General features: G+C 41.3%; 6 protein-coding genes and 1 pseudogene. 4 read left to right on the forward strand and 3 right to left on the reverse strand.

The features are described 5' to 3' along the window. Positions 1-243 precede the first annotated feature (243 nt). The gene (locus V7L12_RS08025) at positions 244-6,060 is read right to left on the reverse strand and encodes an alpha-2-macroglobulin family protein (protein ID WP_335083674.1); all 5,817 of its coding nucleotides are present in this window, start codon (positions 6,058-6,060) and stop codon (positions 244-246) included. Between the two features lie 329 nt (positions 6,061-6,389). Between V7L12_RS08025 and pbpC the strand changes: the two genes are divergently transcribed. After that, positions 6,390-8,705, forward strand: a complete 2,316-nt coding sequence (pbpC, locus tag V7L12_RS08030; protein WP_335083676.1) for a penicillin-binding protein 1C — start codon at positions 6,390-6,392, stop codon at positions 8,703-8,705. Between the two features lie 197 nt (positions 8,706-8,902). Here the strand turns inward: pbpC and V7L12_RS08035 are convergent, their stop codons facing one another. Beyond that, positions 8,903-9,841, reverse strand: coding sequence for an NmrA family NAD(P)-binding protein (locus V7L12_RS08035; RefSeq protein ID WP_335083678.1), 939 nt, complete (start codon positions 9,839-9,841; stop codon positions 8,903-8,905). Positions 9,842-10,133: 292 nt separating this feature from the next. Between V7L12_RS08035 and V7L12_RS08040 the strand changes: the two genes are divergently transcribed. The 3 genes and pseudogenes from V7L12_RS08040 to V7L12_RS08050 all read left to right on the forward strand — a co-directional run bounded on the left by V7L12_RS08040 (position 10,134) and on the right by V7L12_RS08050 (position 12,690). Next, a complete protein-coding gene (locus V7L12_RS08040) occupies positions 10,134-10,904 on the forward strand; it encodes a red chlorophyll catabolite reductase (protein WP_335083680.1) in 771 nt (256 codons plus the stop codon). A gap of 120 nt (positions 10,905-11,024) precedes the next feature. Continuing rightward, a pseudogene (locus V7L12_RS08045) lies at positions 11,025-11,197 on the forward strand (nitrilase-related carbon-nitrogen hydrolase); the annotation flags it as partial. A gap of 74 nt (positions 11,198-11,271) precedes the next feature. Beyond that, on the forward strand, positions 11,272-12,690 hold the full coding sequence (locus V7L12_RS08050; protein WP_335083681.1) for an aldehyde dehydrogenase family protein: 1,419 nt from the start codon (positions 11,272-11,274) through the stop codon (positions 12,688-12,690). Between the two features lie 104 nt (positions 12,691-12,794). Here V7L12_RS08050 and V7L12_RS08055 read toward each other — a convergent pair whose 3' ends face one another. After that, positions 12,795-13,043, reverse strand: coding sequence for a hypothetical protein (locus V7L12_RS08055; RefSeq protein ID WP_335083683.1), 249 nt, complete (start codon positions 13,041-13,043; stop codon positions 12,795-12,797). Positions 13,044-13,049: the final 6 nt, after the last annotated feature.

Raw genomic sequence — 13,049 nt, forward strand, 5'->3', positions numbered from 1 at the left:
AGCCCACCTCCTCCACTTTGCTGCTTTCTCTTCTGGAGACAATATGCGTGAACGTTCAGGACGCAAAATCAGTACATCTCCCTGAACTTCTAAGCTGTAGAATGTCCCAGGTTGTAGTTTTCCCAACACCTCAGATGGTAAATACAAATCGCCATGTTCGTTGACTTTGAGAATATGTGTCACTGCCTCGATCTCCCATAGGCTTTGAACATTTATAGACTCCCTTTCTTACATCTTAAGTTGTCACGACTTATCTTCAACCACCAATGTAGATTCAGCAGTACGCCCAAATTCTTCTGGTGCATATTGCAAGTGAACTTGGGCACCAGGCCAAGAAAATGTACCAGGAGTAACAGAACGGACTAAGTAATGGAGGCTATAAACTCCTGGTTCTAGGTGGTCGGCGTAGGCGATAATGCGATCGCGGTAGATATTTCTAAAGCCAAGTTCCCAGCTATCGGCTTTTGCTTGTAATGCAGCGGTAGCAGTTTGAAAACTCGCATCCACCGCCTCAAAACCTGATGGTAAGGGATCTTTAATCACCAGATGATCCACAGGATGATCGGCGATGATTTCTAAACCAATATCAAACACCTGTCCAGAGGCTAAAGTCAAGGGTTTATCGAAAGCATAAAGACCTGTTTTTTGCAAAACTTTCTCTTTATTTACTTGACTAATTTCTCGTGTTATGCGTAGTCCGTTAAACCTGCCTGGTTGATTACCTTGCAAGCGATAATTATAAGCAACTAGATAGTGCAAAGTGCCATTACCTGATTTTTGCAGCGTTAAATCATTACGACCACGAGGTAATTTATTCATCGGTAGATTTAGCTGTAAGCTAGGATTTTGGTAGCCATTAAACTGATTTTCTCCTAACTTATTACCAGGTAATTCCACTGTGGCAACAAAATTAGGCAGTGTGGATTGCAGTTGGCTATATTCTAGTAAAGCTATTAAAGCTTGGGCATTATTATAGTTAGTTTGCCATGTACCATCGCGTCGCAGTGCCAAAAGACTCTGGAATAACTTATCTAGAACTTCTGGTTTACTTTGTTTGGCAATAAATAAGCGTAAAGCTTGCGCTTGCGTCGTGGTAGATGAACTCATCCATCCCCAACTGCTGGGTAAACTTACAACTGCTGTGCGGCCAGTTTCATAGATATTCTGTTGCAGCTTATTCACTAATTGTTGAGATTCATCTTGCCATTCTGGGAATTGAGATAAGTATCGTGCTAGTTTAATTTGAGTTACTACATCAAAGTTATTGTACTGTTCATAAATATCTGCGAGGAAAGTATTGCGTTTATCTCCCAATTCTGCTAAAGAGATTAAAGCATTAAGTTGCAGTTGTCTTTTACATAATAGTTGTTTGCAAAAATCGTATTCTCCAGGATTCGCCAGAACTTTTTGCAAATAAGTTTTCAGGCGAGACAGCATTCCAGAATCGACTAAACTAGGGAATACCTGACTGGCTTTAGCCAAAGATTCTCCTGTATAGGAAGAAACCCAAGGGTCAGATTTTTCTTGTCCGGGGAAAGCAGCAAAACCACCATCGGCTATTTGGAGTTTTTGTAATTTTTCAATTGCTTGATTAGCTTGTTGGCTAGGATTAAATTCTGCAAATGTCTGACCATATTTTTGGGCAATAGTTTGCAGATTTCCAGCAATTATTAACTGACTCGCCGCCGGTTCTGTAAATGGTAAATCATCATCTTCTAAAACTTGTTTTGCTGGTGCTTTAATTTCTGGAATCAAAGTACTCGCCAACTGAATATCTAAACCTCCCGCATCAGGGAAGGTATTTTTATCAACATTCAGGGGAATCTTCACCTGTTTGTCAGTGACACCAGATTCAACGACTTGTTCTGTAATTTCAATTGGCTTAATTTCCAAAGGTAATTCAAAAGCATCTGCGGCTGTACCATTTAGCTGAGTGGTAAAGCGAACTTTACCAACTCCCACACTATCCGCCACCATTGGAAAGCGATAAGCATGAGTCGCGGATTCAGCTTTGGTTTGCAAAAAAGTTGCTGTGGGGTTTTTATCAGCAAACTTCACCGTACCGCTAAGTTCGCCATTAATTGAGAGATTTCCTGTATTCCCAGTGTTGTTAGTTACAGATAAACCAGCGAGAATGCGATCGCCTGGACGGGCAAATTGTGGCAAGATGGCATTAGTGAGCAGTGGTTTGGTGGTGATAAACGTTGTATCCCCATTCCCGAAACGCAGATTTCCATCGGTAGCGACAGCCATCACTCGCCATGTAGTTAAGTCATCCGGGAGTTTAAAGGTTATCTGTGCATTCCCATTTGCATCAGTAAGGATAGAACCGTTGTAGTAAGCTAAGGCTTGAAAATCGGTGCGAGTGCGAGTATTGGCTGCACCAGTTGAGAAACCACCGCCATAACCCCAACCTTTGGGTTTCGCTACATTTTGTGGTTGTAATATAACATCTGGGCGATTATCACTAAAGCGGGTAGATATTGGCTGTTCTGCATAAACTGTATCTACCAAATCTGGCGGACGATAACCAGATAGTTGTAACACCGCCTCGTTTACCACCATGACTGTAAACTGTCCTTTGGTGGGGTTTCCTTGATTGTCCTTCAATTCTAGTTGTACTGTTTCCTCTGCACCAGGTTCTAATGATGCTTGTGCTGGTTTAACTTGCAGTTTTAAATACTTATCTTCTAAATTAACTTTAAAAGGTGTAAAACCAATCTTCACCAAGTTTTCTAAACTTCCCGCTTCCACTTGATTTATGGGTTTACCTTGTCTTACTAACACAGCTTCAATGGCTGCATTTGGTAGCATTTCTGGAGTGACTTGAAACTGAATTTGTGGTGCGCCTCCCTGAACTTTGATAATTTGCTGATAAAGGGGTTTATCTTTAATCACAGCAAAGTACAATTCTGCATCTGGATAGGGAGATTGAATTAAGGCAGTAGCAGTTTCACCAGGTTTGAATTCTTTTTTATCTAATTTAACTTCTAAAACATCTTCTTCTCTAGAACCCCAAAATACTGGATTTTCTCCAGTTGCCCAAATTTGTAAATCTGTGACACTTAATTCGCTTTTGGCATCGCTAAAATTAACTCTAATTCGATATGAAGCGGATTCCGGTGCTGTTAAATTTACCGATTGCGGATTACTCGCAGATATAATTTCTGCTTGTCCCACTGTTTTATATTCAACTTGATTTTTTGGTGTTCGGCTACCTTCTACCAATTGAGTGACGCTGCTATATTTAATCTGTTGTAATTCCAGACGCACCCCTTGACCTGTGATTGGTTTTCCTGTAGGGTCAGTAACAATCACTTCAATGGGAAAAGGTTTACCAGCATCAGCGATGAAATTACTTTTTAAGCCGATGAGGCGATTACTCGGTAAGGCGGTAAATGTTTGGGAATTAGCTACAGAAAGATTGGAAACATCTGCAACTTGCACATCCACCTGGTAAGTCATCGGATATGGTAAATCATTAGCCACATTCACAGTTTGACTACTTTTACCATTAGCATCTAGTTGGGCATTAGTTTGCAATACATCACTAAATATAGTAGGCGTTTCCTCTGGCCATAACCATTGCCTACCAAAAGTAAATCCTTCCCAACCTTTAGGAACGAAATCAGCCTGCTGACGAGTGATAAAATATTTTGCTTCTCCACCTTCCACAGGCGCACCAAATAAATAATTGCTTGCAGCATTAATATTCACTTTCTCGTCAATGTATGCAAATTCTTTATCTAAGTTGAGTTCGACTTTAAAATTGGGTGGCTTAAACTCAGCTACTCGAAATTCTCCAGAAATTTCTTGTCCATTTTTACCTTTCGCCTGGATTGTATAGTAGCCTAAGCGCTGAGTAGTTTTGATTGGTAGTTCCAGAGAAAAACTCCCAAATTCATTTGTGGTTTGTGTACCTAAGGTGGTTTTTTGTCCATCGGGATTTACCAAAGTTAATTGGTAAGCAGCATTTTTATCTTGCTGAATTACACCATTTTGCAAAAAGTCCGCGAAACCAGTTAACCAAGCTTTTTCGCCTGGTTGATATAACTGTCTATCTGAGAAAATTACCCCACGTGATTCTGGCTTACTATCTTGCCAACCTGCGTCAATACCATATCCATAAACACCACTATACTCTTCAGTTCTAGCGAAGGCCCAATCTTGATTTTCACGGGCAATTACTAATAACTGTGGTGATTTACTAGAGCTTTCATTCCCAGAATAACATTGCTGTAATCCTTGATGAACAATTCTAAAAATTCCATTGTCATCAGTTTTACCCGTTGCACAAGGTAAAGGTTGTGGACGAGATTTTACTTGTAATTTTGATTGATAAATTTCAACAGCAGCCGCTTTAACTGGCGAACCATCTGTAAGATGATTGACGCGAATTAACCCTGACTCAGGAAACCACTGAGTAAATACGCCCAAATTTGTCAATTCAACTAAGCCATAAGTCGTAGGTTCGCGCCACAGTTCCTTCCCATTCTCTTGATATTTATTAGTGCGGGCTTGGACTCCATAAGCTAACATTCCCGTAGTTGCACTTATTTTTTCTCGGAGAGGAACAGCAATATCAACTGATTGATTTTTTTTACCTGATACTTTAAAGCTTTGCCATTCAGAAGGTTGTGGTAATAAATCACTACTATTATTAAAATAAACTAAATCTGTCGGGTTAACTACTCGATAAGCTGCTTTATATTTAGATTCTGGCAGATTTCCTGTACTAATATTTAGCTGTAAATCTTTATCTGTGGGAAAAATATTCAAATCTGATGGTACCCAGATATCTCCAGCTAAATCTCCAGTATCATATTTAAGCGTGACGGGTTTACCCAAAGTCTGCCCAAATTTATCTTTGAGATTTCCGCCGATAGTAATTGTATAAGTCTTGGCAGGTTCTAGTGCATAAGGATTGATACCGATAATTTTATCTTCATCATTAACTTGCAGAATTCTCGAAATCTCTTTTTGTGCTGGATTAATGGTAATATTTTCTTTAGCTGAATCTGCTAACAAGATATTATTAAATTCTAGCTGTGGACTACCTTTAATAAATCTTCCAAAAGTTCCCCCTGCATCTGGCTGTCCGTAAAAGTTAATTTTCTGAAATGCCAAAGGCGAATAAGTTGCTAACTTAGTGGCAAATTCTTTCTCTGTAGGTAGATTGCCATAAGCAGGACGTATTCCTGGAGAAAATACCAAGCGATAACTAGTTGCTTTTTCAAGATTTTGCTGTGGGATGAGATTATAAATCCAATTGCGTGCTGAAGGGTCAAATTTTTCTAAAGTATCTTCTGCATTTTTTAATGGTTTTTCTTCTTTGTTTAACTCAACTTTAAAACCTATACCTTTATTTTTACCTACGGGAATTAACTGTAAATGTTCTTGTACAGAAGCTAAGTCCAATTCGACATTAGAAGTAAACTGTAACTTTTGTTGTAAATCAATTGGTTCAATATCAGCCTTCTCAATGGGATTGACACCGGGTAAATTAGTTAATTTAATAGATTCGGTGTTGATAGTCCAAGGTAAATCTTTGTCTAGGCGATGATTTTTTAAATCGGCTAAACCTGCTTTGAGAGTGACTTGAAATCTTGTCGCTATTGGTAATGCTTTATCAGCTTGAAATCCCACCATACGCGGTGTTAAAAAGCGAAATTGACCGGGTAAAGGCGGCCAAAGAGCAAATTTTTGTAATATTTTTTGCTGTTCTGGGCTATCAAGACTTTCAACTGGGATTAAAGCTTCTTTAAAACGGATGCGGATTTGGTTGAGGGGTTTTGCATCTCCAATGGGACTTATTTGTTCAATCCAATCTGGTAATTTTGGTGGTGTAAGTGGGGATACTGTTGGAAGTTGTTCTTTACTAGAATTGATGCCAAAAAAGTTACACCCTGCTATCCCTAATATAAATGTAAAAAGAAGGAGAAACTGTATTGTTCTCTTCCGACTTGAAGAACGCCTAATTTTTTTTAAGGAACTACCAAGAACGCTAATAACGCGATAGGTTATTTTATGCTGGAAGCGCAGTAAAACTCTGATAATCATCTTTATAGTAATTAAAAATAAAAAATTTACGAACTATAGCAAATAAAAATTTGCATTCTTTTATAGAGTGGGCAATCCCAAGACTAATAAAGGACGCAATACAACTAGTTATTTATACTTAAACAGTGGATGAAAAGTATGTTTATTTACATAGATAACTAATCTAGTGTTATTGTTCCAAAAATGACTACAATTCTTAACTATAAAGAAGTATTTAAATTTCGCAGAGTTAGTAAAAATTAATTATTAAGGATTTGAAATATTTACTGATGTAGATGTAATCGCTGCGTCAAGATTAAGGTAGGTTTTCTTGGACAGGGAATTCCCTGATGAAACTAATTTTACGATCGCTAACTCAACTTAAGCACATTAGTAAGGTTATCCTAGCTGTACTGCTAATCTGTCTGGTGATAGGCTTACTCCCTTATTTTGCGCCTATTCGGGCCGCAGAGATTGCCCAAAATCAGTTGGCAATGCAATTTAGCGATCGCAATGGTTTACCATTAGGAACACTACTCACCCGCGATCAAGAGCATACATCAGTAGTACCACTCAATCAGGTTTCGCCCCATTTTATCCATGCGATTTTAGCCGCCGAAGATGCCAGCTTTTACCATCACGGGGCGTTGGATATGAAAGCTATTATCCGCGCCAGCAAAGAAGCCATCCATGCCAAAAGAATTGTTTCCGGTGCTTCCACAATTACTATGCAGTTGGCGCGGATGTTAGATCCAGTGCCGCGCAGCTTCTCTGGTAAACTGAGTGAGATTTGGCTATCTTGGCGGTTAGCAGCAGGGATGAACAAAGATGAAATTCTTTCTGCATATATCAATCGGCTGCCAATGGGAGGGAATATATATGGTGTGGAAGCCGCCGCGCGGACTTATTTTTCCATCCCAGCTAATGAATTGAATCTTGCTCAAGCCAGTTTGTTGGCTGCTATTCCTAATAATCCCACATACTTTAATCCTTATGAGCATTGGGAACGGTTGAAGCAGCGACAAAAATACGTCCTTAATCGGATGGTACAGGAAAAGTATATTAGTGGAGCGATGGCTGCGCCAACGTCTGCGACGAACGCAGCCCGAACACATACTGAAAAGGTTGTGTTTCAGTCTCGCCAAGGGGGAATTATCGCTGCACCACACTTTTTATTTTGGTTAGCCAATCAGTTTGATAAGACGCAAACAGAAAAAAATTCCCCTATTCTCACGACTATAAATCGCCCTTTGCAGCAGTTTGTCGAAGCACAGGTACAGCAGGTAATTTCTTCCCTAGCCGCTAACAATGTCCATGATGCAGCTGCGTTGGTGATTGATAACCACACTGGTGAAGTTTTAGCTTATGTCGGTTCACCTGATTACTTTAATGAAGCCAAACTGGGACGCAATGATGGAGTGCAAGCACTACGTCAACCAGGTTCTACCCTTAAGCCTTTTGTCTATGAACTAGCTTTAGAAAAAAGTGTCATTCGCCCAAATACCATTTTGGCAGATGTACCCACCCATTATGCAATTCCCGGCGCGAAACTTTACAGCCCCACAGATTACACCGAAAGGTTTCTTGGCCCTGTGCGGGTGCGAATCGCTTTAGCAAATTCTTTAAATGTACCTGCAATAAAGGTGTTAGAAAAAGTCGGTGTGGAAACTTTCTTAGAACGACTGCATCAACTGGGATTTGAACACCTCAATCAAACTCCAGAACATTATGGTTTGGGTTTGACTCTAGGTAGTGGCGAAGTCAGCCTCTGGGAATTAGCCCGTGCTTACCTGACCATAGCACGACAAGGAAATGCTACGCCTTTAGTAAGCACATTTTCCAATTCCCCAATCCAAAATCCCAAATCTCAAATCCAAAAGCCGACAATATGGCAATTAATCACCAACATACTCAGTGACAGCTATGCTCGTGCAACAGCATTTGGTGTAGACTCGGTGTTAAATTTACCCTTTCCTGTTGCTGTTAAAACTGGCACTTCTTCCAATTTTCGTGATACTTGGACTGTTGGCTTCACGACAAATTACACCGTCGCTACTTGGGTAGGCAATTTTACCGGCGAACCAATGCGACAAGTTTCAGGTGTGACAGGTGCAGCACCCTTATGGAATCGAATTATGTTACATCTGCACGAACATCAAGAACCAGCAGGTTTTCCATCTCCAGAAGGTTTAGTGCAATTACCTGTTTGTGCAATTTCTGGATTACGACCCACCCCAGATTGTACCTCAGTCGTGCAGGAATATTTCTATCCTGAAGATAAAAGTAATTACGAACGTGAGAATCAATTCAATTTGCCACCAGAGTATGATGAATGGTTGGCAAAACAACAACAGTCAAATTTTACTTCTACCAATTTGAGAATTTTATCTCCGCATCATGGCGATTTATTCTTACTTTATCCTGGTGAAGAAACGAAGCAAAAACTCGAATTTAAGTTAGCGGGAAATAAATCTGTACTAGTCGAGTGGTGGTTAAATGGCGAAAAGTTAGATACAAACTCAGCTAATTCTTTATTTTGGAATTTGCGTCCTGGGAAGTGGACTTTGGAAGCGAGAAGCGGAGAAATGAGCGACAAAGTAAGTTTTCAGGTGGAGTTAGCTAATATTAAACCTACGCGTCGAGGATTTTCTATTAATACTAAGTAGAACCGTGTAAATATTTGTAGTTGGGATGAGGCAGGAGGCAGAAGGCAGGAGGGAAAAGGGTTTTAGCCTGATTTATTCTTCTTAACATCGTTGTGTTTTTTTTCACCTACTTAGTTACAACATCCAAGTAAAAAGTTTGAAACTTCCCCTTGTGAACTCCAAGCTTCACTCTTAAGGCAAACTTTCGCCACAGTGTACTAGTCCAATCGTAGACTCTCGTAGGTGAGTTCCGCGTTTGCCCAGTTGGTTTCTGCCAGAAATTCCCTAAATGTGGTCAGAAGTCCAGGAAATTCCTGTTCTCGTAAATACTGGACATCGGCTTGATAACCTTGTTTGCGATACCACTGAATCAAATCGAATAGTTCCTTTTGCAGCAGGAGTAAGAAAATCCAGGCGGGTGTCTCTTTGTGGATAACTTTCATCCCCTGCGCTTGGGAAAATGCCTCTGCCATCTCAAGAGGAGTCAACATATCGCCAGCTAACTCAATTTCTTGACCGATGTACTTGGTGGGATGTTTAATTACGTAGGCAGCAACGCGGCCCATGTCCTTGGTTGTAATTAGATGAAGGGGCTTGTTTGGCTGAATGGAAAATGGGAAACTACCTTTGAGGATGGAAGGTCGCGTGTACTTCTTCCAAAACTCCTCCATAAACAAGCAAGCTCGCAACATAGTAGTCGGTAAGCCAGCTGCTTTGAGAATTTTCTCTACTTGGTACTTTTGCTCAATGCGGGGGATTCCTGAATTCCTGTCTACCCCACCTGCGGAATTGTAGACAAAGTGTTTGATGTCAGCAAGTTTTGCAACTTGTGCAACTCGCTTTGCCCTCTCCACCTCTAGGGGGTCAATTTTAGGAGAGTCCGCAGAAGTAGCATGGCAATAAACAGCCGAAATCCCTGCAAAGGCTGCTATGAGAGAGGCTTCATCGTCGAGGTTAGCTTTTACCAGTTCAACTTTGGCATCGTTGAGCTTTGCAAGAGTTGGACGATTAAGGTTAATTTCTCTAGTAATGACTCGCAGGTTGGTAACTCCCTGTTCGAGAAATCCCTTGACGACATTTCCACCTGTGCCGCCAGTAACTCCGATGAGTAAGACTTTATCGGTGTTTGACTCTGTGCGAGCGGGGAAATTTGACATTCTCTGTTCTACCTGGAGTTCTTTATTTAAATTAAGTTTATCCAAAGACGGCAGAAGCAAACAATAATTGAAAAAGAATTCAGAATTCAGCAGCAAAGCCAAAGACGCTCTGCCTCCGGTCAGAATCAATGAGTGAGGGATTCAGACGCGCTACTCAATTGAGGCTTTAGACCCAAGTTTTCGGTAAGTTAACCTCAGAAAAACTCTGACAGAAGCTAGATGCTTGTGTTTTGTTTTGTTTTGACATTATGCTTTGTTTGTATTCGTTATCTCAAAAGGGTACATACAAACAGTGCTTGAGCAGCAACCTAATGTAGGCAGTACAACCTTATTTGAACAGTTATGGGGTTTGACAAACGAACTTTGCCAAAAACTAGAAGCTCGTTTTCAGTTACATCCAGACCCTTCTGTAGAAAATTTACAGCAATACAGCAGTCTTGATGGCAATATGAAGGGTTCACTCACCGCTTTTTCTGGGAAAGAAATTGACTGGCTAGTGCATTCGTGGCTAGGAAACCCTGAAAAATCAAACTTTAGCACTATGCGTCTCACCACTTGGTTGAAGTCGCATATTCAAGTTCCTCATTTGGCCTTTGAGTTTGGCACACTTCCAAATGGAAATATTTTATTTTATATAGATTACATTGCCCGAACTGAACTTTTAACCGATTTGGCATATCTCGATCGCTACTATGAACCAGTTAATCAAACATTCTTAAAGTTACAGTCAGATTCGCGGCTTAAGGTATTTACTAGCAAAAGTCTGTATATTCGCCTATTTCAATCGCCCGTTAGTCTTTGCTACACAGGCGCACCTACTTTTGAAACCCTGGAACTAACTCGCACACTTGCACACGAAACACTCGATCGCTGGTTAACTTGGGTAGATGCAGCTGAACCTGTGCCAGAAGATGCACGCGAGGCTTTAGCTAGTCGTGATTTAGCTCTCCGCCGCATCAGTGCTGAACGCGATCCAGGTAATAAATTTGCCGCACAGATGTTTGGCTCGGAATTGACAGATAGACTTGTGCGATCGCTCTGGGGTGGCGATCGCATTCTCTAAATTAGTCATTTGTCATTGGTCATTGGTCATTGGTTATGACTCTCAATTTTCCATGTCCACTAATTTAGAATCGGACTGCGCTTAAGCATCGCAAGTTACCTGTTATGTAATCAAACAAGCGATCGCCGCCGACCGTGGTTAAATAATTTACTTGCCCGCCAGCGGTTTGAACTATACACCGAAAGTTACTACCAATCACACTTTTACCCCGCTAATACTATGCTGGAAAGAGAAGTAGACTGCAAACACAGCAAATCACCATTGAGCGTTTAACCAACCTGGGGATAATTTAAATCGGGGAATGGGGATTGGGGATTAGGAATTGGAGATTAGGAAGTAATGACAAATGACAAATGACAAATGACAAATGACAAAACCAATAGAAGTCCGCAATCCCCGAACTGGCAAATTTGACTACGTAATTATCCCGCCACCTCCAAGGCTACTGGTACAACAATGTAAGCGCACGCGCAGGGCACAAGTTCGCTGGCAGCAGTTGGGCTTAGAGGGGAGAATTGAAGCCTTACAACAGTGGAAGAATGCGATATTATCTGGACGCGATCGCCTCACGGAAGCTTTGGTAAATGATACAGGAAGATTGTCAGCCTCGGTATTAGAAATAGATTCCTTCCTCTCCAGTATCAATCGCTGGTGTCGGTTAGCACCGGACTTGCTGCAAGAATCTGGAAAAAATACAGCCATTCCCTTTATTGCCTTGCAACAAACATCCGTTCCTTATCCCCTCGTTGGGGTAATTAGCCCGTGGAATTTTCCCCTGTCACTGTCTACTATTGATACCATTCCGGCATTGTTAGCAGGTTGTGCTGTCATTGTTAAACCCAGTGAAATCACTCCCCGTTTTGTAGCACCACTGATTACAGCACTCAATACCGTTCCTAAACTGCACGAGGTATTAACTTTTGTGGAAGGAGCAGGCGCAACCGGATCTGTTTTGATTGAAAATGTAGATTTGGTATGCTTTACAGGCAGTGTAGCGACGGGGAGAAAAGTTGCACAAGCGGCTGCAAAACAGTTTATTCCAGCTTTTTTGGAATTAGGAGGAAAAGATCCTGCGATCGTTTTAGAATCAGCCAACCTAGAATTAGCAACCTCAGCAATCTTGTGGGCTTCCGTTGCCAACACCGGACAGTCATACTTCTCAATTGAGCGAATTTACGTTGCAGACTCCATATTTGAAAAGTTTTACCATCAACTAGTAGCCAAAGCACATCGCCTTGAGCTAGCCTATCCCACAGTAGAAAGTGGAGAAATTGGCCCGATCATCGCCGAAAAACAAGCAGCCATTATTAGCGATCATCTTCTAGATGCAGTTGAAAAAGGAGCAGTAATTCACTGCGGCGGTGTAATAGAAGATTTTGGAGGGGGTTGGTGGTGTCGTCCAACAGTACTTACCCAAGTTAATCATTCCATGAAAGTCATGACTGAAGCGACTTTTGGCCCGATTATGCCAGTCATGCCTTTTTCCACAGTAGGTGAAGCAGTCTCTTTAGCCAATGACTCAATCTATGGATTAAGTGCTGCTATATTTGCCTCGGAAACAGAAGCTTTAGAAGTTGCTTACCAGATAGATGCAGGTGCTATTAGTCTCAACGATGCTGGACTCACCGCCATCATGCATGAGGGAGAGAAAAACCCCTTCAAATTCTCCGGTTTGGGAGGATCGCGCATGGGTGCGGCGGCGCTGAAACGGTTCATGCGAAAAAAAGCTATTTTGATTAAAACTAACGCTACTAATGACCCTTGGTGGTTTGAGAATGGGGAGTGACCAATGCCATCTGTTTTATGGCAAGGGACTGGGGACTGGGGACTGGGGACTGGGGACTGGGTGAAAAGCCTTTTTGTGTCTAAATTTTATCATCTGTTAATGTCCTAACCACCAAGGCTTTTGCTATACCAGAGGCGATCGCCTCTGCCACAGTTTCGCCCACAATAACCAAAGCACCTGGAAGAATTTTGATAGTTTTGGTTCAGAACACAAGTCTTTTGGTTCAAAACACGAGTCCATTCGTTCAAAACACGAGTCCATTTGTTCAGAACACAAGTCTTTTGGTTCAAAACACGAGTCCATTCGTTCAAAACACGAGTCCATTCGTTCAAAACACGAGTCCATTCGTTCAAAACACG

The organism is Nostoc sp. (assembly GCF_036918245.1).
Taxonomy (GTDB): Bacteria; Cyanobacteriota; Cyanobacteriia; order Cyanobacteriales; family Nostocaceae; genus Nostoc.